The following is a 23,631-nucleotide window of genomic DNA, read 5'->3' as shown; positions in this document are numbered from 1 at the left end:
GCGGCACTGAGTGCCGCCGATTGGCCCAATGGTCGACCCCGAGTGCACTCTCCTGAGCCAAATGGGGGATGGTAGAGACAGTCAGGGCACCTCGAAGAAGAGGCACTACGTCGGTGAGGGATGACGTGAGCGACAACTCTGTAGTACTGCGGTACGCGGACGGTGAATACACCTACCCGGTGGTCGAGAGCACCGTCGGCGACAAGGGCTTCGACATCGGAAAACTCCGGGCCCAGACCGGACTGGTCACCCTCGACAGCGGATACGGCAACACCGCCGCCTACAAATCCGCGATCACCTACCTCGACGGTGAGCAGGGCATCCTGCGGTACCGCGGCTACCCCATCGAACAGCTGGCCGAGCGCTCCACCTTCCTCGAGGTGGCGTACCTGCTGATCAACGGTGAGCTGCCCAAGGTCGACGAGCTGGCGACCTTCAAGAACGAGATCACGCAGCACACGCTGGTCCACGAGGACGTCAAGAACTTCTTCCGCGGCTTCCCGCGGGACGCCCACCCGATGGCGATGCTGTCCTCGGTGGTCTCCGCGCTGTCCACCTTCTACCAGGACAGCCACAACCCGTTCGACGAGGAGCAGCGCCACCTCTCCACGATCCGGCTGCTGGCCAAGCTGCCGACGATCGCGGCGTACGCGTACAAGAAGTCGATCGGTCACCCGTTCGTCTACCCGCGCAACGACCTCGGGTACGTCGAGAACTTCCTGCGCATGACCTTCTCGGTCCCGGCGCAGGAGTACGAGCTCGACCCGGTCGTCGTCTCGGCGCTCGACAAGCTGCTCATCCTGCACGCGGACCACGAGCAGAACTGTTCGACCTCCACCGTGCGCCTGGTCGGCTCGTCGCAGGCGAACATGTTCGCCTCGATCTCCGCCGGCATCTCGGCCCTCTGGGGTCCCCTGCACGGCGGCGCCAACCAGTCGGTCCTGGAGATGCTGGAAGGCATCAAGGCCAACGGCGGCGACGTCGACTCCTTCATCCGCAAGGTGAAGAACAAGGAGGACGGCGTCCGCCTGATGGGCTTCGGCCACCGGGTGTACAAGTCCTTCGACCCGCGCGCCAAGATCATCAAGGCGGCGGCGCACGACGTCCTCTCGGCGCTCGGCAAGTCCGACGAGCTGCTGGACATCGCGCTCAAGCTGGAGGAGCACGCGCTCTCCGACGAGTACTTCGTCTCGCGCAACCTCTACCCGAACGTGGACTTCTACACGGGCCTGATCTACCGCGCCATGGGCTTCCCGACCGAGATGTTCACCGTGCTCTTCGCGCTCGGCCGCCTTCCCGGCTGGATCGCCCAGTGGCACGAGATGATCAAGGAGCCGGGTTCCCGCATCGGCCGCCCGCGCCAGATCTACACGGGCGAGGTCCTGCGCGACTTCGTGCCGGTCGAGGGCCGCTAGTCCGGCGGTCCCCGGTAGTCCTCGGTAGGCCGGTGGTCCCCGGTGGTCCGGTGGCACCGGCCGTCCGGTAGCCCCGGCAGCCTCGCGGAAGCGAAAGAGAAAGCGCCCCGCCGCCGATCCCCCCACGGGTCGGCGAGCGGGGCGCTTTCCATATCCCCGGTGCGGATTCCCCCCACGGGATCCGGGCCGGGCGTCTGCCGGCGTCGGCCGGAGGCCGCGCGGTCGGGCGCGACGCGGTCCGCCGGGGTACGTACGGGAGGGCCGCTCAAAGCTCCCCGGTGCACGTGCCCCGGCCGACGCTTGCCTGGAACGTCCCCCAAGACATCCCACGAACGTCCCCCAAGACGTTCTTCGGCGTCGTCCACTTAGACCCACGAACAGCCCAGATGGTTACCCCACAATATCTGTGATCTAGATCTCGGTGTGAAGGTTCTGTGCGTCACACCGAGATGAATTCGCGTGAACCACCGGGGTCGTGAGCCGCAGGACGCGACGAAGGCGGACGAAAGGGCCGTCGCGCCCCGCGCCCGTCGCGGAGCGGGCGATCCGGCCGTCCGTGCGCCTGCCGGTGCGGCGGTCGCGGATGCCGGGGCGCCTCCCCCGAGGGCCCCTACGGGAACGGGGCCGCACCCGGACGACGGTGTACGGCCCCGCGCGGTGTTCGCGCCCGGACGGTCAGACCAGCTCGTAACCGGCCTCGTCCACGGCGGCGCCCACGGCCTCGCGGTCGAGCGGCGCGCCGGAGACGACGGTGACCTCGCCGGTCGCGGCGACGGCCGTGACGGAGGTGACGCCGGGGAGGGCGGAGATCTCGGCGGAGACGGCGCCCTCGCAGTGCCCGCAGGTCATCCCCTTGACCTGGTAGACGGTGGTGACTTCGTTCTTCGTCTCTGCGGCCATGGCGCTGCTCCTTCTGGGGGTTCGGGCCGTACCGGATCAGGTTATACCCCTAGGGGGTATGAATTCCACTCGGGACGGGATCAGTCGCGCCGGGCCCGGTTGCCCGGCCGGCTCGCGACCCAGGCGCGGATCGTGCCCGCGTACCAGAAGGGCCTGCCCGACTCGACGTGGTCGGGCGGCAGGAGCAGCCCGTACTTCCGGCAGGAGCGGACCGTGTCCGGCCGCACCTGGATGTGCGCCGCGATGTCCTTGTACGACCAGAGTCTTCTGTCCGTCATGCCTGGAGCCTCCCCGCGCACCGCGCAGCGGCGGCGGGGTGCCGTTCGGGGGCGCTGCGGGCGGGCGTCGGTGATCACAGGCCCCCTGCCCCTCGCGGCGGTCCCCTCGGACGGGAGGAGAGCGGTTGTCGGGCACCCGTGACGGGAAACCCGCGCAACGGAGACACGGGTGACGGAAGAGAGAGGAACGTGACAGAAGCGGAGCGGTACGACTCCGGCGTGTCCGCGCGTGCCGTCACGGTCCGGGAGGGTATGCGCCGGCGGTACGCGCGCGCCGTCCGGGGGAGCCCGCGCGCCGGGGAGCGGGAGGAGCGCCGGGCGTGGCGCGATCGGTCCGGTCGTTCGGATGTCCGAACATGTCGTTGACACGCCTCCCGGTGGACGGTTAGACCGGACGGTCGGACCTGGGGCGGGCCCGAGGCGGAAGGTGACGCGTGGAGACCGAACCGTACGACCTGATCACCATGGGGCGCCTCGGCGTGGACCTGTACCCGCTCCGGGCGGGGGTCGGGCTCGACCGGGTCGAGACCTTCGGCAGGTTCCTCGGCGGCTCCCCGGCCAATGTCGCCGTCGCCGCCGCCCGGCTCGGCCGCCGCGTCGCGCTCGTCTCCCGCACCGGCGCCGACCCCTTCGGCACCTTCCTGCGCCGGGCGCTCGGGGAGTTCGGCGTGGACGCCCGCTGGGTGACCGAGGTCGCCGCGTACCCCACCCCCCTCACCTTCTGCGAGGTCTTCCCGCCCGACGACTTCCCCCTCCACTTCTACCGGCTGCCCAAGGCCCCGGACCTGGAGATCCACCCGCACGAACTGGACCTCGACGCGATCCGGGCCGCCCGGGTCTTCTGGGCCACCGGCACCGGCCTGTGCGCCGAGCCGAGCCGCGGCGCGACCCTGGAGGCCCTGCGGGCCAGGTCCGGCCGGGGGACGACCGTCCTCGACCTGGACTGGCGGCCGGCGTTCTGGACCGACCCGGCGGAGGCCCGCCCGTACTACGCCGAGGCCCTGCGCCACGCCACCGTCGCCGTCGGCAACCCCGACGAGTGCGAGGTCGCGACGGGGGAGCGGGACCCGGAGGCCGCCGCCCGCGCCCTGCTCGCCTCCCCCGGCGGCACCGTCCGGCTGGCCGTCGTCAAACGGGGCCCGAAGGGCGTCCTCGCGCTCGCCGCCGACGGGACCCGCGCCGAGGTGCCGCCGCTGCCGGTGGAGGTCGTCAACGGCCTGGGGGCGGGCGACGCGTTCGGCGGGGCGCTCGTCGACGGCCTCCTCGCCGGCGGGGACCTGGAACGGACCCTGCGCCGCGCCAACGCCGCCGGGGCGATCGTCGCGGGCCGGCTGGCCTGTTCCTCCGCGATGCCGGACCCGGCGGAGATCGCGGAGGCGCTGGCCCGGGGCACGGGCACGATCCCGGAGAAGGGGTAGGGGGAAGGGATGTCCGGCACGAGCCCGCACCCCGAACGCCCCTCCGTCCCGGAGGGGCCCTCCGCCCCCGAGCGTCCCTCCGTCTCCGAGCACCCCTCCGCCCCCGAGCGCCCCGCCGCCCTCCACCTTCCCGCCGGGACCGCCGCCCGGGGCCCGTACGCGGTGGACATCGACCCCGGGCGCGCCGGATGGACGTACTCCGCGCTCCGGGTCCTCGTCCTCGGACCGGGGGAGAGCCACTCCTTCGGGAGTGGGGATTCCGAATGGACGGTGCTTCCCCTCGCCGGTGCCTGTAGCGTGCGCGTCGACGGGGAGACCTTCGAACTCCGGGGCCGCGCGGGCGTGTTCGACGGGGCGAGCGACTTCGCCTACGTACCGCGTGACGCCCACGCCCAGATCGCCTCCGGCGCGGGAGGCCGCTTCGCTTTGGCAGGAGCGAAGTGCGAGCGACGACTCCCCGCCCGCTACGGCCCCGCGCCGGAGGTTCCCGTCGAGACCCGGGGCGGCGGCAACCGCGCCCGCGAGGTGCGGAACTTCGCCTCCGCCGACGTCTTCGCCTGCGACCGGCTCATCGCCGTCGAGGTCGTCACGCCCGGCGGCAACTGGTCCTCCTATCCGCCGCACAAGCACGACGAGCACCTCCCCGGCGCCGAGTCGGTCCTGGAGGAGATCTACTACTACGAGGTCGCCGGCTCGCACGGCCTCGCCTACCAGCGGATCTCCCCCTCCCGGCCCGGCGGCGCGGACCTGCTCGCCGAGGTCCGCGACGGCGACGCCGTCCTCGTCCCCGACGGCTGGCACGGCCCCTCGGTCGCCCAGCCGGGCCACGACCTCTACTACCTCAACGTCATGGCGGGCCCCGGGCCCGAACGGGAGTGGAAGATCCGCTTCCACCCGGAGCACCCGGAGGGGTACGCATGAGACTCACCGTCGCCCAGGCCCTCGTCCGCTTCCTCGCCGCCCAGTACGCGGAACGCGACGGCGAACGGCACCGCCTGATCGCCGCCACCTGGGGCGTCTTCGGCCACGGCAACGTGGCCGGGATCGGCCAGGCCCTGGTCGAGAACGCCCCGCGCATGCCCTTCCACCAGGGCCGCAACGAGCAGGCCACGGTGCACGCCGCCGTCGGCTACGCCCGGCAGTCCAACCGGCTCTCCGCGCACGCCGTCACGACCTCCATCGGCCCCGGCGCCACCAACCTCGTCACCGGCGCCGCCCTCGCCACGATCAACCACCTGCCGGTCCTGCTCCTCCCCGGCGACACCTTCGCCGGCCGCCCCGCCGACCCCGTCCTCCAGCAGCTGCAACTTCCCCGCGCGGGGGACGTGTCGGTCAACGACTGCCTGCGCCCCGTCTCGGTGTACTTCGACCGGATCACCCGCCCCGAGGCCCTGGTCCCGGCCGCCCTCGAAGCCGTACGGGTCCTGGCCGACCCCGCCGCGACCGGCGCCGTGACCCTCGCCCTGCCCCAGGACGTCCAGGCGGAGGCGTACGACTGGCCCGAGGAGTTCTTCGCCGACCGGACCTGGCACGTCCGCCGCCCCCGCCCCGACACGGCCGAACTCGACGCGGCCGCACGGGCGGTGAGGTCCGCCGTCCGCCCGCTGGTCGTCGCGGGCGGCGGAGTGCGGTTCAGCGGCGCCGAGGACGCCCTGCGCGCCTTCGCCGAAAGCACCGGCATCCCCGTCGTCACCACCCAGGCCGGCAAGGGCGTCCTGCCGTACGACCACCCCTGCGAGGCCGGCGGCGTCGGCCACACGGGCAGCTCCACCGGCAACGCCCTGGCCCGCACCAGCGACCTGGTCATCGGCGTCGGCACCCGCTACACCGACTTCACCACCGCCTCCGGCACCCTCTTCCCGGCGGGCACCCGTTTCCTCAACCTCAACATCACCGCCTTCGACGCCCACAAGCAGAACGCGCTGCCGCTCGTCGCCGACGCCCGCGAGGGCCTGACCGCCCTCACCGGGGCGCTCGGCGGCCACCGGCAGGACATGTCGCAGTGGATCTTCTCCAAGCGGGAGTGGCAGGAGCACGTCGACGCCGCCTACGCCGTCCCCGACGAGGACGCCCGCCCCACCCAGGCCCAGGTCCTCGGCGTGCTCGACACCCTGGTGGACGGGAGCGACATCCTGGTCAACGCCGCCGGCTCGCTCCCCGGCGACCTCCACCGGCTGTGGCGGACCCGGTCGTCCGACCAGTACCACGTCGAGTACGGCTACTCCTGCATGGGATACGAGATCCCCGCCGCGATCGGCGTCCTCCTCGCCGCCCCCGGCCGGCCCGTCTGGGCGCTCGTCGGCGACGGGACGTACCTGATGAACCCCACCGAGATCGTCACCGCCGTGCAGGAACGCCTCCCGCTGAGGCTGGTCGTCCTCCAGAACCACGGCTACGCCTCCATCGGCGGCCTCTCGGAGGCGGTCGGCGCCGAGCGGTACGGCACCGACTACCGGTACCGGGACGCGGACGGCGGCTTCACCGGACCGCCGCTCCCCGTCGACCTCGGCGCCAACGCGGCCTCCCTCGGCATGCGGGTGCTGCGCCCCCGCACCGTGCGTGACCTGCGGCAGGCCCTCGCGGACGCGCGGGCCGCGACGGTCCCCACATGTGTCTACGTCGAGACCGAAACGGCAGACACAGTGTCGGGCCCGCCCTCCGCCCGGGCGTGGTGGGATGTGCCCGTGGCCGAGACCTCGACCCGCCCGTCGGCGGTCAAGGCCCGGGAGGAGTACGACCGGCACGCCGCCGCCCGGCGCCGCCATCTCTGAAGGAGCATCTCGTCATGACGCACACCGTCAAGACCGTCGGCCACTGGATCGGCGGCAGGGCCGTCGAGGGCACGTCGGGCAACTGGGGGCCGGTCACCGACCCGGCCACCGGCGCCGTGACCACCCGGGTCGCGCTCGCCTCCGTCGAGGAGACCGACGCGGCGGTGGCCGCCGCCAAGGCCGCCTTCGCCACCTGGGGCACCTCCTCCCTGGCCCAGCGCACCACGATCCTCTTCAGGTTCCGCGCGCTGCTCGACGCCCACCGCGACGACATCGCCGCACTGATCGTCGCCGAGCACGGCAAGGTGCACTCGGACGCGCTCGGCGAGGTCGCCCGCGGCCTGGAGATCGTCGACCTGGCCTGCGGCATCACCACCCAGCTCAAGGGCGAGCTCTCCACGCAGGTGTCGAACCGCGTGGACGTGGCGTCGATCCGCCAGCCCGTCGGCGTCGTCGCCGGCATCACGCCCTTCAACTTCCCGGCCATGGTGCCGATGTGGATGTTCCCGATCGCCATCGCGACCGGCAACACCTTCGTCCTCAAGCCGAGCGAGAAGGACCCCTCCCCGTCCCTGAGGATCGCGGAACTCCTCGCCGAGGCGGGCCTCCCGGACGGCGTCTTCAACGTCCTGCAGGGCGACCGGACGGCCGTGGACCGGCTCCTGGAGCACCCGGACGTCTCCGCCGTGTCCTTCGTCGGCTCGACCCCGATCGCCCGGCACATCCACACCACCGCCTCCGCCAACGGCAAGCGCGTCCAGGCGCTCGGCGGCGCGAAGAACCACATGCTGGTCCTCCCGGACGCCGACCTCGACGCGGCGGCCGACGCGGCCGTCTCGGCGGCGTACGGCTCCGCGGGCGAGCGCTGCATGGCGATCTCGGCGGTCGTCGCCGTCGGCTCCGTCGGCGACGAGCTGGTCGAGAAGATCCGCGAGCGCGCCGAGAAGATCAAGATCGGTCCCGGCACCGACCCGGCCTCCGAGATGGGCCCGCTCATCACGGCCGCCCACCGCGACAAGGTGGCCTCCTACGTCCGGGGCGCGGCGGACGAGGGCTGCGAGGTCGTCCTCGACGGCACCGGGTACACCGTCGAGGGCCACGAGGACGGCCACTGGATCGGCCTGTCCCTCCTGGACCACGTGCCGACCACGGCCAAGGCCTACCGGGACGAGATCTTCGGCCCGGTGCTCTGCGTGCTGCGCGCCGGGACGTACGAGGAGGGCCTCGCCCTCATCAACGCCTCGCCGTTCGGCAACGGCACCGCGATCTTCACCCGCGACGGCGGCGCGGCCCGCCGCTTCCAGCTGGAGGTCGAGGCCGGCATGGTCGGCGTCAACGTCCCGATCCCGGTGCCGGTGGGCTACCACTCCTTCGGCGGCTGGAAGGACTCGCTCTTCGGCGACCACCACGTCTACGGCAACGACGGCGTGCACTTCTACACCCGCGGCAAGGTCGTCACCACCCGCTGGCCCGACCCCTCCGAGGCCCCGGCCGGCGTCGACCTGGGCTTCCCGCGCAACCACTGACGACGCGGACGGACGACGACGGGCGACGGCCCCGGGGCGCACCGCGCTCCGGGGCCGCCGCCGTGCCGCGACCGCGCGGGAGGCGCGGGAAGCCGGGCGTTCCGGCGGGGCGCCCGTGCCGGGCCCCGGGCCCCGGCCGCGTTCCGCCGGGCACCGCCTAGGCTCGGCGGCATGCGACTCCGACTTCCCCGGTGGGCCGCGGTCACCGCCGTGCTCACCGTCCTCGCGGGTGCCGGCACCTGGACCGCCGTCGCCTCGGACGATCCACCGCCCGTGCACCGCGCGGACCGGACGCTCGACGGCGACGGCGTACGGCTCGACACCTCGTACTTCACCGGCGACGGGGACGGGCGCAGGCCCGCCGTCCTCCTCGGGCACGGTTTCGGCGGCTCCAAGGAGGACGTCCGCGCCCAGGCCGAGGGGCTGGCCCGGGACGGATACGCCGTTCTCACCTGGTCCGCCCGGGGGTTCGGCGCCTCGACCGGCGAGATCGGGCTCAACGACCCCGCACACGAGGTCAGGGACGTCAGCCGGCTGATCGACTGGCTCGCCGCCCGCCCCGAAGTCCTGCTCGACAAGGCCGGTGACCCGCGCGTCGGCGTCACCGGCGCCTCCTACGGCGGCGCGATCTCCCTCCTCGCCGCCGGGCACGACCCGCGCGTGGACGCGATCGCCCCCCGGATCACGTACTGGAACCTCGCCGACGCCCTCTTCCCGAACGGCGTCTTCAAGAAGCTCTGGGCCGGGATCTTCTTCTCCTCCGGGAACGGGGCGGGGGCCGGAGCCGCCGGCCGGACCGGCACGGACCCCGATGCCGGAACCGGCACCGGGCCGGGGGAGGCCCCGGGCCCCGGTACCGGTTCCGGCACCGGGTCGGGGGAGGCCCCGGCCTCCGGGGCCGGAAAGGCCCCCGCTCCCGGAAAGCCCGCCGCCTGCGGGCGGTTCACCGCCGAGCTCTGCTCCCTCTACCAGCGCGTCGCCGTCTCCGGGAAGCCCGACGCCGCCGCCCGCGCGCTCCTCGAAGCCCGCAGCCCCTCCGCCGTCGGTTCCCGCATCAAGGTGCCCGCCCTCCTGGTCCAGGGACAGACCGACTCCCTCTTCACCCTGGCCCAGTCCGACGCCATGGCCCGCGCCCTCACCGCCAACGGCGCCCCCGTCGCCGTCGACTGGATCGCCGGGGGCCACGACGGCGGCGACGGCGAGACCGGGCGCGTCGAACGGCGGATCGGCGCCTGGTTCGACCGCTGGCTGAAGCGGGACGCCTCCGCGGACACCGGCCCCGCCTTCCGCGTCAGCCGCACGGGCGGCGTCGACTCCACCGACGGCCGGGCCACCCTGCGCGCCGCGACCGCCGACCGCTACCCGGGACTCGCCTCCGCCCCCATGAACCTCCCCCTCGGCGGGAGGCCGCAGACCTTCGCCAACCCGCCGGGCGCCGCGCCGCCCGCCGTCTCGGCCGTCCCCGGTCTCGGCGGCGGACTCTCCGGCCTCTCCTCCGTCGGCGTCGGCCTCTCCCTCGACTTCCCCGGCCAGCACGCCCGCTTCGACACGGCGCCGCAGACGGAGATGGTCCGGATCACCGGCACGCCGACCGTCCGCGTCAAGGTCGCCTCGACCGCCGAGGACGGCTCCGCCGTGCTCTTCGCCAAGGTGTACGACGTCGGTCCCGACGGGCGGCACCAGGTGCTGCCCGCCCAGCTCGTCGCCCCCGTCCGCGTCGAGGACGCCGGCGCGGGCCGCGAGACCACCCTGACGCTGCCCGCGATCGACCACGAGGTGGAGGCCGGGCACCGGCTGCGCCTCGTCGTCGCCGCCACCGACCTCGGCTACGCCTCCCCGGCCGCCCCGGCCGCGTACACCGTCGCCGTCGAGGGGCCGCTCGCCGTCCCCACCGCGCCCGGCCTCACCACCCGGGCCGCCGCCCTGCCGTGGTGGGTGTGGGGCCTCCCGGCGATCGGCCTCGCGGTCGCCGCCGCCCTGCTGCTCACGGCCCGCCGCAGGACCGCCGCCCCCGCGCCCGATCCGGAACTCGCCGCCGTACCGCTCCGGATCACCGGCCTGTCGAAGAAGTACAAGGGCGGTGAGCGGTACAGCGTCGAGGACCTCTCCTTCCGCGTCGAGCGGGGACAGGTCCTCGGCCTCCTCGGCCCGAACGGCGCCGGCAAGACCACCACCCTGCGCATGCTGATGGGCCTCATCACCCCCGACGAGGGCGAGATCCGGGTCTTCGGCCAGGCGATCCGTCCCGGCGCCCCGGTCCTCTCCCGCGTCGGCGCCTTCGTCGAGGGCGCGGGCTTCCTGCCGCACCTGTCGGGCCGGGAGAACCTCGACCTGTACTGGAAGGCCACCGGCCGTCCCGCCGGGGACGCCCACGTCGACGAGGCGCTGCGGATCGCGAACCTGGGCGGCGCCCTGGAACGCGCCGTGCGGACCTACTCGCAGGGCATGCGGCAGCGGCTCGCCCTCGCCCAGGCCATGCTCGGCCTGCCGGACCTGCTGATCCTGGACGAACCGACCAACGGACTCGACCCGCCGCAGATCCGCGAGATGCGGGAGGTGATGATCCGGTACGCGGCCGGGGGCCGTACCGTCATCGTCTCCAGCCACCTCCTGGCCGAGGTCGAGCAGTCCTGCACCCACCTCGTCGTCATGGACCGGGGGCGACTGGTGCAGGCCGGGCCGGTCGCGGAGATCACCGGCTCCGGGGACACCCTCCTCGTGACCCTCGCGGAGGACGGACCGGACGGCGCCCCCGTCCCCGACGCCCTGGTCGAGAAGGTCGGGGCCCTGCCCGGCGTCGGCTCGGCCGTCCGCACCGACGGCGGACTCCTGGTCCGCCTCGACGGCGCCGACGCGACCGCCCTCATCACCGAACTCGTCCGGCTGGAGGTGCCGGTGACCGGGGTCGGTCCGCACCGGCGCCTCGAAGACGCGTTCCTGACCCTGATCGGAGGAGGAGCCGCATGAGCAGCACCGTCCCCAGCGCCCCGCCGTCCGGGAGCCCCGCCGGCGCGGCGGAGTCCGCCCCCGGTTACCGGCCCGGACGCACCCTGCCCCTGCGCGTCGAGGCCCTGCGCCAGTGGAAGCGGCGCCGCACCCTGGTGATGGGCGCGGTCCTGGCCGCCCTGCCGTTCGTCCTGATCGCGGCCTTCGCGATCGGCGGACCCGGGGACGACGGCCGCGCCGGCCGCGTCACCCTGATGGACACGGCGACGGCCTCGGGCGCCAACTTCGCGGCCACCTGCCTCTTCGTCTCGGCGGGTTTCCTCCTCGTCATCCCCGTGGCGCTGTTCTGCGGGGACACCGTCGCCTCCGAGGCGAGCTGGTCCTCCCTGCGCTACCTCCTCGCCGCGCCCGTGCCCCGGTCCCGGCTGCTCGCCTCCAAACTGGCGGTCGCCCTCGGCTACAGCGCCGCCGCGATGGTCCTCCTCCCGCTGGTGGCCCTGGCGGCGGGCACGGTCGCCTACGGCTGGGGACCGCTCCGGCTGCCGACCGGCGGCGCGGTGCCCGCCGGTGACGCGCTGCTCAGGATCGCCGTCGCCGTGGCCTTCGTCCTCGCCTCCCAACTGGTCACGGCCGGGCTCGCCTTCTGGCTGTCCACCCGCACCGACGCCCCGCTCGGCGCGGTGGGAGGCGCCGTCGGCCTGACCGTCGTGGGCAACGTCCTGGACGCCGTCACCGCGCTCGGCGACTGGCGCGAGTTCCTGCCCGCGCACTGGCAGTTCGCCTGGATCGACGCGCTCCAGCCCCAGCCGGAGTGGGGCGGCATGGTGAAGGGCGCGGCGGTCTCCCTGACGTACGCCCTGGTCCTCTTCGCCCTCGCCTTCCGGGGCTTCGCCCGCAAGGACATCGTGTCGTAGGGCCCGGTCCGGAGCCCGGTCCGAAGACCCCGGGTCGTGAAGGTCCGAGGGGCCGGGGACGCGAAGGCCCGGGGCGTGAAGGCCCGACGGCTCGAAGGGCCGTCACAGCCACCCTCTCCGGGCCGCTTCCGCGCCCGCGCGGAAGCGGCTCGTCGTGCCGAGGGCCGCCATCAGCTCGCCCACCCGCCGGCTGTACGTCCGCGCGGACATGCCGAGCCGGGTCGCCGCCGCCTCGTCCGTGAGCCCCGACAGGAGGGCGTCGAGCACCGGGCGGAGCTGGGGCGGCAGGTCGTCCGGCGGCGGGGACGGGGACGGCACCGGGGACGACGGTTCTTCGGCCATCGACCAGCAGACGCGGTGGACCCGGACGAGGGCCCGCACCACCACCGGGTCACGGATCAGCAGCAGGCCGTTGTAGAGCAGTTCCAGATCGAGCGGGATCGCCGCCACCGTCCGGTCGACCAGGATCATCTTGAACGGGATCGACTCCAGCAGACGGGCCCGCCCGGGAAGCCGGGGCCCTCCTTCGAGCCGGGGCAGGGCGTGTCGCGGAACGATTCGCCTCACCTCGTCGGCCCGCTCCGCCGCGGACCGCATGCACGCCGCCGCCAGCTCCAGGAACGGTTCGGGGATCGCGTACGCGGTGGACGCCACCGGGTCGTCGAAGGTCAGCAGTTCGTGCCGGGTGGAAGCGGCCAGTCCGGCGAGCGCGGCACTGATGCGCCGCGCGCCCCGGACCGGCCGTCCCGCGGGCCGCTGCCCCTCGGCCGTGGCCCGGTTCATCGCCGAACGGGCGAGTGTCACGGAGCCCGCGCTCTCTGCCACCGGTGACCTCCCCCGTCGATCGATGTCCACTCCATGTACGCATGTGACTGCACACGGTGACAACCCCTGTTGGGGAGGATGGCGAATCCATGCCACGGGGGCCCCGGCCGTCGCGGTGGGAACCCCTCTTCCCCCGCTCCGCCGTCCCTTCCCGGCGGCGTGCCGTTCTCGGGGTCAAGTGCCTTGCGGAGCAAGGTAGATGGCGGGCCGCCGTGCGGTCCGTGAGCACCCGGCGCAGCCGGAAACGGTCTCCTACCACGGACGCGGGGCCGCCCGGCCGGGAGTTCGGTCCGTACGGAACGGGGGCGGCGTCGGAACCGCACAACCGTCGCATCGGGTGACGCGTACGGCTGACGCGCGGCTGACGCGCGGCTGACGCGCCGGGCGGGACGCGGGCGATCGCGGGCGATTGTCGCCCGGCCGGGTCGCCCCTGCGCGGTTACCCCTGGCCGGGTCGTCCCTGCCCGGTCGCCCCTGGCCGGGGCGTCCCTGCCCGGGCGTCCGACGTGCCGCCCGGCTCCCGGATTGACGCGTACGGATCACAAAGGGGGCTGGTGGCGGCCAGAATGACCGCATGCCCACCCTCCTCCTCGCCCTCGCCGTCGTCTCCACCGGCCTCTACGCCGGATTCATGCTGATCTTCCTGACCGGGATCATGCCCGCGCTCGCCCGGCTGGCGGACGCCGAGTTCGTCACGGCGATGCGCGGGATCAACGAGTGCGTGCCGAGGGCGGCGTTCCTCTCCGTCTTCCTCGGCGCGGTCGCCTTCCCCGCCGCCGCGTTCCTCGTCCCCGCCGACGGACGCACGGACGCGCAGGGACGGCTCGTCCTCGCGGGGCTCGTCTGCGCGGTCCTCAACCACCTGGTCACCCTCGGCGGCAACATCCCCCTCAACGCGGCCCTCGCCGCCTCCGGGAACGCCACCGGAGGCGCCCCCGAGGGCGATCCGTCGGCGGCCCGGACCGTCTTCGAGGCGCGGTGGAACGGCTTCCACCGCGCCCGCACCGTCCTGATCGTCCTGTCCTTCGGTCTGCTCACCGCCGCCGCCGTGCTCTAGGCCGTGTCCGGAAAGTCCCGCCCGGCCCGCGACACCCGGCCCGCGACCCGGCCCGCGACCCGGCCCGCGCGCCCGCCGCGTCGCCGCCGGCCGCTCCCGCCCCGGCCGGCGAGGGCCGGGCCCCCGGCCCCGGCCCGAAACCGACCGCGGCGGCTGTTCCTGGCGCGAACCGGCCTTCCCCGGCCCCTCCGTGTCCCACGGAGATCGCTCGAAAGCGTACCTGCGAGTCCGGAAACCATCTTTCGAGACGGCGCGATCTGAGCCAGTGACGAAAACGTGTCGCCTCCATAGACGGACATAGGGGGTGAATGACCCCGATATCCGGGAACACGGTTCCGTACCTCACGGTTTCTTATTGACATGCCTACGGGGGTCTTTTCTAATCATCGGGAGTCATCCCGCGCGCAGGCACCGCACAGGCACTGAGGGGGCAAGGTGGACGTCCGGATTCTGGGGGGACTGTCGGTCCGTGAGAACGGGGTGTCGATCACCCCGACGGCCGCCGCTCCCCGCCAGCTGCTCGCCCTGCTCACGGCCAGCGCCGACCAGGTCGTCCCCGTGACGGTCCTGACCGAGGAGCTGTGGCCGTCCGGCGCGCCGCGCGGGGCCCGCGCCGAACTCCAGTCCCACATAGCCGGGCTGCGCGCGCTCATCGCGGGCGCCCTGCGCGGGGCCGCCCCCGCCGAACCGCGACCCGGCTGGTCCGACCGGCGCACCGCCGAGGCGATCCTCGTCTCCCAGCCCGGCGGCTACCGGCTCGACACCGGCGGCGGCGCCCACGACCTCTGGCAGTTCGAGCGCGCGGCCGGCGCCGGCTACCGGGCCATGGAGGCCGGCGACCTCCCGCGCGCCGCGCTGCGCCTCGGCGAGGCCCTGACCCTGTGGCGCGGCGACCCGTACGCGGGCGTCGCCGCCGGACCCCGCCTCCGCAGGGAGATCGAGCGGCTCAAGACCTCCCGGCTCAGCGTCCTCGACCAGTGGATCGAGGCGCAGCTGGGCCTCGGCCGGCACGCCGAACTCGTCCCGGAGCTCACCGGCCTCGTCGCCCGCCACCCCACCAACGAACCCCTCCACGCACACCTCATGGCCGCCCTGACCCGCTGCGGCCGGCACGACGAGGCCCTCACCGCGTACGAGCGGCTGCGCCTCGCCCTCCAGGGGGAGGGCGGCATGGAGCCCTCGGCGCGGCTGCGCCGCCTCCAGCGCTCGGTCCTGGCCGTGCGGGACGCCGAGGCGCGCCCCGTGTTCGGCTTCCGCGTCCCCGGCCAGTACGCCCCCGCCAGGCCCCGGCCCGTCCCGGCCGGCGCCTTCGGCTGACCCCCGGACGGGAGCCGTCCCCGGCCCGGCCGCACGGCCCGCCGGGAACCGGCGCACGACCCGGCGGACGCCCCGGCTCCCGGCCGCCGGGCGGTCGTCCCGGACGCCGCGCGGCCGCTCCCCGGAGCGCCAAACGGAATGAAGTGCCGCAACTCACCGTTGACCCGTCTCCGAAGCCGAATTAGTTTCGGCGGGCAGGACGGGTTTCCTCCCAGGTGCCCGATTTCGCTCGATCACGGGGGTCCGGACCATGACCACGCACGGCGCGGACGGGACCGGTGGTGCCGACGCGCTGCTCACGGTCCTCGAACTTCTCGCCGGGCAGGCCCCGCCCGCCCGCTTCGACGCGCTCCTGGACGGGGCCCGGCGCGACGGCCTCGACGACGACGGCCTCGACCGCCTGGAGCGGGCCGTCGCCCTCGCCGGCCGGGTCCACGCCGAACGCGCGCACGCCGCGCGGCGCGAGGCCGGACTCACCGCCCTCGCCGACACCGCCCGGGACCTGACCCTCTCCTACGACCTCGACGGCCTGCTGCGCGTCATCACCCGCCGCGCCCGCCGGCTCCTCGGCCTCGACCTGGCGTACATCACGCTGAGCGGCCCGCACGGCGCCTCCTACGTCCACACCACCGAGGGCACCCGCGCCGGCCGCGCCGAGGGCCCGCGCCTCGCCCCCGGGCTCAGGATCGCCGAGGGGTACGGGCTCGGCGGCGCCGTCCGGCTGCACGGCGAACCCGTCTGGACCCCGGACTACCTCGCCGACGAGCGGTTCGCCCCCTCCGGCTCCCTCGACGCGGGCGTCCACGCCCCCGCCTTCGACGAGGCCGCCGAGTCCGCCCTGCGCGCCGAGGGGCTGCACGCGATCGTGGCCGTTCCGCTGCGCAGCGGCGACACCGTCGTCGGCACCCTGTTCGGGGCGGACCGGCGCGTCCGCCACCACACCTCCGAGGAGATCGGACTCCTCGCCGCGCTCGCCGACCTCGCCTCCCTCGCCGTCGAGAAGGCCGGCCTCCTCGACCGGACCCGGGCCGAACTCACGGAGCTGGAACGGGACAGCGCGCGGGCGCGCACCCGGCTCGCCCGCGTGCGGCACATCAGCGAGACCCACGGCCGCATCATGAACCTCGTCCTCGCGGGCGGCGACCTGTGCAACGTGGCCAAGGCCGCCGCCGACGCCCTCGACGCGACCGTGCTGGTCCGCGACCCCGGCGGCCGGTGCCTCGCCGCCGCCGGGGACATCCCCGGCCTGGACGAGGAGGCCGTCGCGAAGGCGTCGCTCGACGCCCACGCCCGCCGCCGGCCGGTCCCCGCGGGGGACGACACCTGGGTCGCCCCGGTCATCGCCGGCTCCGAGGACCTCGGCGGCCTCGTGGTCCACGCCGCCACCGGGCTCACCGGCGAGGACGAGAGGCTCCTCGAACTCGCCGCCCAGGCCGTCGCCTTCCTCCTCCTCATGCGGCGCTCCACGGCCGTCGCCGAAGGACCCGTCCGCGACGAACTCCTCGACGACCTCATCGCGGACCCGCCGCACGCGCCGCAGCAGATCGCCCAGCGGGCCCGCCGCCTCGGCGTCGACCTGCGCCGGCCGCACGTCCTCGTGCTCGCCCGGCCGGAGGGCGGCGAGCAGGGCCGGGCGGTCGTGTGGGCGTCCTCGTACGCGTACCGCCTCTCCGGACTGAAGACCGTGCAGGGCGGCTGCATCGTGCTGCTGCTGCCGGGCGTCGACGCCTCGGCCGCCGCGAAGGCCGTCGCCGCCGAACTGTCCCCGCTGCTCGGGCACCCCGTCTCCGTCGCCTCCGCCGGTCCCGGCTGGAGCCCCGACGGCGTCGGCCGGATGCACCGGGAGGCCGGGCGCTGCCTCGACGCGATGAGCGCCCTCGGCGGGACCGGTTCGGCGGCCTCCGTGCAGGACCTGGGCTTCCTGGGGCTGCTGCTCTCCGACGACAACGACGTGGACGGCTTCGTGGAGGCGGCGATCGGGCCCGTACTGGACTACGACGCCGAGCGGTTCACCGACCTCACGCGCACCCTGGAGGCGTACTTCGCCTCCGGCGGCAGCCCGACGAACGCGGCCGAGGCGCTGCACGTCCACCCCAACACGGTCTCCCGCCGCCTGGAGCGGATCGGCGAACTCCTCGGCCCCGAATGGCAGAAGCCCGGCCAGGTCCTGGAGGTGCAGCTCGCGCTGCGCCTCCAGCGCACCCGGGAGGTCCTGGCCCGGGGCCGGGTCGCCCCCGAACGGCCCCGGCCGCCGGCCGCCCCGCCGGAGCCCGCCCCCTGACGGCCGGGCGGGCCCCCGGCCCTCAGCTCGCGGAGCGCCGCGCCCCGTAGCCGGGGACGCCGTACCCGGACCCGCGGTGGTGGTCCGCGGCCCGTCCGGCCGCCAGGACCGTCGCCGCGTGGGCCGCCGAGGCCAGGGTGATGTGACGGTGCCAGCCGCGGAACGAGCGGCCCACGAAGTCCCGCAGCCCCGCCCCCTCCCCGATCTCCGCGAAGTCCCGCTCCACCCGGCGGGCCAGCTTCGTCAGACGCAGCAGGGAACCGACCGGAGAACCCGTCAGATCGCTGATCCACACCCGGGACGGGGGCCGCCGGGGGTCGTCCCACTCGCCGAGCAGGACGAGCGGACGCATCCGCTCCCCGCCCGGCGAGGGCAGCGCGACCCGGACGGCCGCCGCCAGCGAGGTCCGCGAGGTCCGCGTGCCGCTCACCGTGTCCACCCAGCTCACCGGCCTGCGCAGCCCCTTGAGGGACTCCAGTATCTGGGCGGCGGGGAGCGGGCCCGCCCCGAAGCCGGGCAGCGAACGGTCCGCGATCGCCAGCCGGGAACCCGGCCCGATCCGGGCCACGACCGGCACCCCGGCCCCGGCGAGCCTGGCCAGGGCCGACCGGCCCGCGCCGCCCCGTATGTCGATGAGGACCGGCCTGCGGGTGACGTCGGGCCAGCGGGCGGTGTCGAGCGCCGCCGCGACCGCGCACTCCTCCAGGGTCTCCCCGCCCGCCTCGTCGGGAACCTCGGCGCGGTCGCGCCGCGTGCGGTCGTTCACCCAGGGGTCCGGCAGGAAGAGGCGCCAGTTGACCGGGACGCTCAGCTCCTCCCCGGCGAACCACACCCCGAACGCCTGCTGGCCGTGGAAGACCTGCCCGCGCTCCGGGTCGAAGCGCCGGACCACGCCCACGGAGTGCTCGCCGGCCTTCGGGATCGGCATGGGCCGCACCACCCACGCCTGCGGGTGACCGGACCGCTCCAGGTACCGGGCGAGCGCCGCCCGCATCGGCTGCCAGTCCCAGGTCGAGCTGGAGACGAAGTGGTGCAGGCTCTGCTCGACCGCAGGTCCGCCGATCTGCGCGGCGATGTTCCGGATCGACTTGCGGCCCTGCGCCGTGAGCAGGCCGTGCAGGTACTGCTCGGCCTTCAGGCGCTGGTCGCGGCGCGGGAAGCCGGAGAAGAGCGTGGCACACAGCTCGGCGTAGACGTCCCCGCGCGGGCCGGCCGGCCCGGCGACGCCCAGGGGCACGGCCGGGGCGACGACCCCGGTGACGGCACTGCGCTTGCTTGCGACGGATGTACTCACGACACTCCTGCCCGAAGATTGAGCAGCTCCCTCCCGCTGCCCCACCACCGTCGCCCGCCGCCGCCCCCGGAGGCGAGGTGTACCCGGCACCCGAATCGGCCCCCGGATGGTGGCCGGACCACCTACCCCCGTCTCCGCGCAGGTCAGAGCCCTCCCCGCCACCTCCCGGCGGACCCCGCCGAGGCCGTCGGGAACGCCCCCGGCGGATCTGACGGACTCGCCGTCCCGGCTTTGACCCGTCGCCCTGCGTGGCCGGACCATCGCGGAGCGAGGCGATACGGGCCGGCCGCGGTCAACGCCCCGGTCCGGGAGCCGTGCCCGTACGTCTCGCCCCGCCGCCTTCCGGCGAGCGCGGCCGTACGTCTCCGCGCGCCCCCGCGCTCCTTCTCGTACGCACCCGCCCCGGAGCCGGCCGCCGCCCGTCAGCGCCCCGGCAGCACCCGCGTCTCGGCCGACGGAAGCCCCTTGGCCCACCAGTGGTCGTAGCGGCGGTGGACGAGCGGGTCCCGGGCGGCGAGGAGCCCGGCCAGCGCCCCGGCCTCGGCCGCGATCCCCTCCCAGACCCCGGCGGGCAGCGGGTGGAAGGCCGAGACCTCGATCCCCTCGCCGGACGGCCGCCAGACCCCGGCCACGTACCCGTCGACCAGGAGCGTCGGCAGGGTGTCGCCGTTCACGCGGATCACCTGCCGGCGGTACGCGGGCGGGATGATCCGGGCGCGGTCCGCGTACGCCAGCAGGGTGCTGTCCCACATCGCCATCAGGCGCGGCGGGGCCGGGGCCTCCTCGTCGGGGAGCGGCGCCCCGGGCACGTCGTACAGCACCGTGCCGCCCTCCCCCTCCCTCCGCTCCAGTTCCCCCTCCAGGGTCCGCACGGCCTCGCGCACCAGGCGTCGGGGCGCGAGCGTGAACTGCGCCATGTCCGCCACGGACGCCGGGCCGAACCCCTCCAGGTAGCGCCGGACCAGGACGGCCAGACCGGCCGCGGACGCCTCCGGGTCGGCGAGCGCGACCGGTCCGGCCGCCGCGACGAAGGACGGCGCGGTCCCGAACGACCACGGCGGACCCGAGGGCACGTGCCACAGCGGCGCGTACTGCCGCACCATCCGCCACACCACGGACTCCACCGGCCCGTCCCGGCCCCGCCCGACCAGCTCCCGCAGCTCGGCCCCGGTCCGCGCCTCCCCGGCGTGCGCGAGCAGCCCGGGGAGCAGCGCGTCGGCGTCGGCGGCGGTGAACCCCGCCGCGACGAACCGGGGATCGTGCAGCCGCGAGCCGCGCAGCGACGGCTCCATGGCCTCCCGGAAGGACCGGTAGTCCCCGGCGTGCACCAGGTGCAGGGTCAGCCGCATCAGCGTCGACCGGACCACCCGGAAGCCGTCCACGGCCCGGTCGAGCTCCTCCGGGTCGAAGTCCGCGACCCTGTTCCACAGCGCCACGTACGGCGAACCCGGCAACTGCGCCTGGAGGGCCACCACCCGCCGGACGGCCTCCTCGACACCGACCGGTTCACGGGAGAGGAGCAACTGCCGTGCCAGAGTGGCCCGGTTGAGCGCGCGTGCGGTGATCACCATGGCCCGATTCTGCCTCCCCGGCGCGCGGTGGGGCACACCGTTAGGGTCGGGCCCATGGAACTCGCGCCTCCGTCCACCCCGCCCGGCCCGCCCAACGGGACCGTCGGCGGCGTGCCGCGTCCGCGCGGGGAGACGCCCGGACCGCCGGAGGAGACGGGGGACGGGCCCCGGGGCCGCCGGGACGGGGTCCCGCTCCCGCGCCTCCCGCGCCTTTCGCGCCGCCGGAGCGCGGCCCCCGCCCCCGCCCCCGCCACCGGCGGGGGCGCGGCCCCGGCCGCCGGCCGTCGTGGCGCGTTCCCGCTCCTCCGCCGCCGGGGCGCGGCCCCGACCCTCCTCTGCTTCCTCGTCTGCGCGGGCCTCGGCCTGCAGTCGTGGACCGCGCTGCGGGCCACCGGCTTCGACCTCGGCATCTTCGACCAGGCGGTACGGGCCTACGCCCACTTCGAGTTGCCCCGGTCACCGATCAAGAACACCCACCACGAGTTCCCGCCCGGGTTCTCGCTCCTCGGCGACCACTTCACGCCCGCGCTCGCGCTCCTCGCACCGCTCTACTGGCTGTGGGACGACCCCCGGGTCCTGATCCTCGCGCAGGCGGCGCTGTTCGCGGCCGGCGTGCCGGTGGTCCGGCGCATCGCCCGGCACTCCTTCGCGGACGCCGGACCGGCCGCCGCCCGCCGCGCCGCCGACCTCGGCGCGCTGGTGTACGCGGTGGGCTGGCCGCTCCTGAACGCCTCGTACAACGGCTTCCACGAGGTCGCCTTCGCGGTGCCGTTCACGCTCCTGATGCTGGAGCGGGGCCTCGCCCACCGGTACGGCGCGGCGGCCTGCTGGGCGGCGGCCCTGTGCACGGCGAAGGAGGACATGGGCCTGGTCGCCGGCGCGTTCGGCCTCGTCCTCGCGGTGCGCGCGCACCGCGCGGGCCACCGCCGGGGCCGCGCCACGGGGGCCGTCCTCGCCGTGGCCGGGCCGCTGGTGTCGGCGGCCGCGATCACCTGGTTCCTGCCCGCGATGGGCGGACCGGAGGGCTACTACTGGTCGTACGGGCGGCTCGGCGCCGACCCGGGCGCGGCCCTGGCCCACGTCGCCACCGCCCCCTGGGTCCTGCTCCAGGTCGCCGTCACGCCCTTCGTGAAGGTCGCCATGACGGCCTGGATCCTGGGCACCCTCGCCCTGCTCCCGCTGGGCTCCCCGACGTTCCTGCTCGCCGTGCCCCTCCTCGCGGAACGCGTCCTCTCCGACAACCCGAACCACTGGCCGGTGATCAACCACTACGACGCCTTCCTCTGGCCGGTCCTCCTCACGGCGGCCCTGGAGACGCTGGGGAGGGCGTACGGAAAGCGCGCCGCGTCCCGCCCGGCCGGGGGCGGGGCGTCCGCCGCCGTCCGGGGCCGGACCGCCGCCGCGGTCGTCCTCTCCTCGGCGGCGGCCGTGCTCCTCGGCCTCGGGCTCCTGGTCCGGCCGGACTCCTGGCGGCCGTCCCCGGACAAACGCCCGCTCGCCGCGGGGGCGGAACTCGTCCCGGACGGCGCGACCGTGGAGGCGGACAACGCCGTCGCCCCCCGGCTGACCGCCCGTACACACGTGGTGATCGCCGACGAGACCCCCCGGGGCGCCGACTGGGTCCTCCTCCGCACGGAGAACAGGACCTTCCCGTTCGCGTCGACCGGCGACCAGCGGCGGCGCGTCGCACTCCTTCTGGCCCACGGCTACACGGAGGTCTGGCGGCAGGACGGGACGGTCCTCCTCCACCGCACCCGACACGTCCCGATCCCCGGCATGCGCCGCCCCGGCCCCGGCAGCACACCGATCCGCGAGGCCGTCCCCCGGGACGTCGGCACGAACCTGCTGCTGCGGTAGCGGGGCCCGTCCGTCGGGCTCCGGTGCGTTCTCGCCCGTCGGCTCCGGTGCGTTCCCGCCCGTCGTGCCAGGCCGCTCCCGTCCGTACTCCCGGCCCGCTCCCGCCCGCCGGGACCCGGTCCGCCCCCGTCCCCCGCGCCCCGGTCCGCTCCCGTCCCCGCGCCCCGGTCCGCTCCCGGACGCCCCCGGTTCACCGGCGCCACGCCCCGGCGCCACGCGGTCCTCACCCGGCCGCGTGAGGATCACCGCATGACCCTCACCTCGCGGGCCCCGCGCCCCGCCGCCTCCGCCGTCGTCCTCGCCGCCGCCGCGGCGCTCCTCGCCCCGGCCGCCCCGGCGCACGCCGCCCCCGCCGTCCCGACGTACGAGGTGAAGATCAACCTCACGGCGGCGGCCCTCGACGCCTCCCACGCGCCGAGCGCGGCCGTGAAGGCGGCCTTCGGCATCACCGGCTCCGCCAAGGCCCGTTCGTACGCCTACTACGACACCGACGGCCTCGCCCTCGACGCCCAGGGGTGGAGCGTCCGGCTCCGTCACAAGGACGGGTCGTCGTTCGAGGAGACGTACAAGAAGCGCTTCCCCGTCACGAACGGCGACATCGGGGCCGCGCTCGACGCGGCCGAGGCGGCCGGGTTCGACAGCGGCGACACCGCCTACAAGGCCGAGGTCGACTGGGGCTACGCCAAGCAGACCCTCAGCTTCAGCACCGAGAAGAGCCACAGCGCCAAGGGCTACGCGGGCACCACCCTCCCCACGAGCACCACCGGCCGCGGCTGGCTGGTCAACGACGTCCCCGGCGAACTGGCGGACTGGGGCAGCGCCGGCTGGGGCAAGGGCGTCCTCCAGCAGTCCCGCGCCCACGGACCGGTCACCGCCCAGGTGTACGGCGGGGCGTGGGGCGCCTCCGACGACGCGAGCATCGAGGTGCTGCCGGTGGTCGGGGCGGACGGCACCGGCACCGAGTACGTCGTGGAACTGTCCCTCAAGACCGACTCCGCCGCCGACGCCGCGGACCTGCACGCGGACGCCGTCGCCCTCGCCGACTCCAAGGGCTGGCTGTACCACGGCGACATCCTCAAGACGCGGCTGATCCTCGACCGCTACTGAGGCGCGCCGGGAGCGTCCCGGTGGCGGGCCCCGGCGTCCGGCCACCGCCTCCGGCGCACCGCCCCGGAGGCGCCACCCCGGACACCCCGGGCGTTCACCCCGGGCGTTCACCCGGGGCTCGCCCCGGCGTCGCGGGCGCGTCGCCCCGCGTTGT

General features: G+C 74.9%; 17 protein-coding genes. 12 read left to right on the top strand and 5 right to left on the bottom strand.

Translation table 11 applies throughout. From position 1 onward, the window contains the following. Positions 1-125 precede the first annotated feature (125 nt). A complete protein-coding gene (locus tag ACZ6AQ_RS12295) occupies positions 126-1,415 on the top strand; it encodes a citrate synthase (protein WP_388692963.1) in 1,290 nt (429 codons plus the stop codon). Positions 1,416-2,090: 675 nt separating this feature from the next. On the opposite strand, the gene ACZ6AQ_RS12290 is transcribed toward ACZ6AQ_RS12295, so the two are convergent. Together ACZ6AQ_RS12290 and ACZ6AQ_RS12285 are read right to left on the bottom strand one after the other, a co-directional pair. After that, positions 2,091-2,315, bottom strand: a complete 225-nt coding sequence (locus tag ACZ6AQ_RS12290) for a heavy-metal-associated domain-containing protein (RefSeq protein WP_468759534.1) — start codon at positions 2,313-2,315, stop codon at positions 2,091-2,093. A gap of 80 nt (positions 2,316-2,395) precedes the next feature. Then, positions 2,396-2,593, bottom strand: a complete 198-nt coding sequence (locus ACZ6AQ_RS12285) for a MarR family transcriptional regulator (RefSeq protein WP_468759532.1) — start codon at positions 2,591-2,593, stop codon at positions 2,396-2,398. 464 nt (positions 2,594-3,057) lie between these two features. On the opposite strand from ACZ6AQ_RS12285, the gene iolC reads away from it, so the two are divergent. The 6 genes from iolC (at position 3,058) to ACZ6AQ_RS12255 (ending at position 12,168) form a co-directional block, all read left to right on the top strand. After that, positions 3,058-4,011, top strand: a complete 954-nt coding sequence (gene iolC / locus ACZ6AQ_RS12280; protein WP_468759816.1) for a 5-dehydro-2-deoxygluconokinase — start codon at positions 3,058-3,060, stop codon at positions 4,009-4,011. A 9-nt stretch (positions 4,012-4,020) separates the two neighbouring features. Continuing rightward, positions 4,021-4,932, top strand: coding sequence for a 5-deoxy-glucuronate isomerase (gene iolB / locus ACZ6AQ_RS12275; RefSeq protein ID WP_468759530.1), 912 nt, complete (start codon positions 4,021-4,023; stop codon positions 4,930-4,932). After that, the gene (iolD, locus tag ACZ6AQ_RS12270; protein ID WP_468759529.1) at positions 4,929-6,782 is read left to right on the top strand and encodes a 3D-(3,5/4)-trihydroxycyclohexane-1,2-dione acylhydrolase (decyclizing); all 1,854 of its coding nucleotides are present in this window, start codon (positions 4,929-4,931) and stop codon (positions 6,780-6,782) included. The genes iolB and iolD overlap by 4 nt, the downstream gene beginning before the upstream one ends. A gap of 14 nt (positions 6,783-6,796) precedes the next feature. Beyond that, a complete protein-coding gene (gene mmsA, locus ACZ6AQ_RS12265; RefSeq protein ID WP_468759527.1) occupies positions 6,797-8,308 on the top strand; it encodes a CoA-acylating methylmalonate-semialdehyde dehydrogenase in 1,512 nt (503 codons plus the stop codon). 171 nt (positions 8,309-8,479) lie between these two features. After that, positions 8,480-11,275 carry an alpha/beta fold hydrolase gene (locus ACZ6AQ_RS12260; RefSeq protein ID WP_468759525.1) on the top strand — a complete coding sequence of 932 codons (2,796 nt, stop codon included), beginning with the start codon at positions 8,480-8,482 and terminating at the stop codon, positions 11,273-11,275. Further along, positions 11,272-12,168: an ABC transporter permease gene (locus tag ACZ6AQ_RS12255; RefSeq protein ID WP_468759523.1), complete on the top strand. Its 897-nt coding sequence runs from the start codon at positions 11,272-11,274 to the stop codon at positions 12,166-12,168. The genes ACZ6AQ_RS12260 and ACZ6AQ_RS12255 overlap by 4 nt, the downstream gene beginning before the upstream one ends. Before the next feature lie 102 nt (positions 12,169-12,270). Here ACZ6AQ_RS12255 and ACZ6AQ_RS12250 read toward each other — a convergent pair whose 3' ends face one another. Continuing rightward, positions 12,271-12,993 (bottom strand): helix-turn-helix domain-containing protein, encoded by a 723-nt coding sequence (locus ACZ6AQ_RS12250; protein WP_388692978.1) that lies wholly within the window; start codon positions 12,991-12,993, stop codon positions 12,271-12,273. Between the two features lie 574 nt (positions 12,994-13,567). On the opposite strand from ACZ6AQ_RS12250, the gene ACZ6AQ_RS12245 reads away from it, so the two are divergent. The 3 genes from ACZ6AQ_RS12245 (at position 13,568) to ACZ6AQ_RS12235 (ending at position 17,648) form a co-directional block, all read left to right on the top strand. Then, a complete protein-coding gene (locus ACZ6AQ_RS12245) occupies positions 13,568-14,050 on the top strand; it encodes an anthrone oxygenase family protein (RefSeq protein WP_468759521.1) in 483 nt (160 codons plus the stop codon). 435 nt (positions 14,051-14,485) lie between these two features. Further along, positions 14,486-15,367, top strand: a complete 882-nt coding sequence (locus ACZ6AQ_RS12240) for an AfsR/SARP family transcriptional regulator (RefSeq protein ID WP_468759519.1) — start codon at positions 14,486-14,488, stop codon at positions 15,365-15,367. A 250-nt stretch (positions 15,368-15,617) separates the two neighbouring features. Next, positions 15,618-17,648 carry a helix-turn-helix domain-containing protein gene (locus ACZ6AQ_RS12235; protein WP_468759517.1) on the top strand — a complete coding sequence of 677 codons (2,031 nt, stop codon included), beginning with the start codon at positions 15,618-15,620 and terminating at the stop codon, positions 17,646-17,648. Between the two features lie 22 nt (positions 17,649-17,670). On the opposite strand, the gene ACZ6AQ_RS12230 is transcribed toward ACZ6AQ_RS12235, so the two are convergent. Next, entirely contained in the window at positions 17,671-18,942 is a 1,272-nt protein-coding gene (locus tag ACZ6AQ_RS12230) for an IS701 family transposase (protein WP_468759515.1), read from the bottom strand. A 422-nt stretch (positions 18,943-19,364) separates the two neighbouring features. Continuing rightward, positions 19,365-20,513 (bottom strand): winged helix DNA-binding domain-containing protein, encoded by a 1,149-nt coding sequence (locus ACZ6AQ_RS12225; RefSeq protein WP_468759514.1) that lies wholly within the window; start codon positions 20,511-20,513, stop codon positions 19,365-19,367. Between the two features lie 54 nt (positions 20,514-20,567). On the opposite strand from ACZ6AQ_RS12225, the gene ACZ6AQ_RS12220 reads away from it, so the two are divergent. Together ACZ6AQ_RS12220 and ACZ6AQ_RS12215 are read left to right on the top strand one after the other, a co-directional pair. Beyond that, positions 20,568-22,370, top strand: a complete 1,803-nt coding sequence (locus ACZ6AQ_RS12220) for a DUF2079 domain-containing protein (protein WP_468759512.1) — start codon at positions 20,568-20,570, stop codon at positions 22,368-22,370. Positions 22,371-22,619: 249 nt separating this feature from the next. Continuing rightward, positions 22,620-23,477 carry a hypothetical protein gene (locus ACZ6AQ_RS12215; protein WP_468759510.1) on the top strand — a complete coding sequence of 286 codons (858 nt, stop codon included), beginning with the start codon at positions 22,620-22,622 and terminating at the stop codon, positions 23,475-23,477. The last annotated feature ends 154 nt before the right edge of the window (positions 23,478-23,631 follow it).

This window comes from Streptomyces sp. NPDC041191 (assembly GCF_055591945.1).
Note: the sequence above shows the minus strand (reverse complement) of the source record. Positions and strands in the feature narration are given on the sequence as shown.

Excerpts from the sequence above, each read along its gene's own strand:
- iolC (WP_468759816.1), top strand. The coding sequence starts at position 3,058 with ATGGGGCGCCTCGGCGTGGACCTGTACCCGCTCCGGGCGGGGGTCGGG.
- mmsA (WP_468759527.1), top strand. The coding sequence starts at position 6,797 with ATGACGCACACCGTCAAGACCGTCGGCCACTGGATCGGCGGCAGGGCC.
- iolB (WP_468759530.1), top strand. The coding sequence starts at position 4,021 with ATGTCCGGCACGAGCCCGCACCCCGAACGCCCCTCCGTCCCGGAGGGG.
- ACZ6AQ_RS12215 (WP_468759510.1), top strand. The coding sequence starts at position 22,620 with ATGACCCTCACCTCGCGGGCCCCGCGCCCCGCCGCCTCCGCCGTCGTC.
- ACZ6AQ_RS12285 (WP_468759532.1), bottom strand. The coding sequence starts at position 2,593 with ATGACGGACAGAAGACTCTGGTCGTACAAGGACATCGCGGCGCACATC.
- ACZ6AQ_RS12245 (WP_468759521.1), top strand. The coding sequence starts at position 13,568 with ATGCCCACCCTCCTCCTCGCCCTCGCCGTCGTCTCCACCGGCCTCTAC.
- ACZ6AQ_RS12260 (WP_468759525.1), top strand. The coding sequence starts at position 8,480 with ATGCGACTCCGACTTCCCCGGTGGGCCGCGGTCACCGCCGTGCTCACC.
- ACZ6AQ_RS12220 (WP_468759512.1), top strand. The coding sequence starts at position 20,568 with ATGGAACTCGCGCCTCCGTCCACCCCGCCCGGCCCGCCCAACGGGACC.
- ACZ6AQ_RS12235 (WP_468759517.1), top strand. The coding sequence starts at position 15,618 with ATGACCACGCACGGCGCGGACGGGACCGGTGGTGCCGACGCGCTGCTC.
- iolD (WP_468759529.1), top strand. The coding sequence starts at position 4,929 with ATGAGACTCACCGTCGCCCAGGCCCTCGTCCGCTTCCTCGCCGCCCAG.
- ACZ6AQ_RS12255 (WP_468759523.1), top strand. The coding sequence starts at position 11,272 with ATGAGCAGCACCGTCCCCAGCGCCCCGCCGTCCGGGAGCCCCGCCGGC.
- ACZ6AQ_RS12225 (WP_468759514.1), bottom strand. The coding sequence starts at position 20,513 with ATGGTGATCACCGCACGCGCGCTCAACCGGGCCACTCTGGCACGGCAG.
- ACZ6AQ_RS12290 (WP_468759534.1), bottom strand. The coding sequence starts at position 2,315 with ATGGCCGCAGAGACGAAGAACGAAGTCACCACCGTCTACCAGGTCAAG.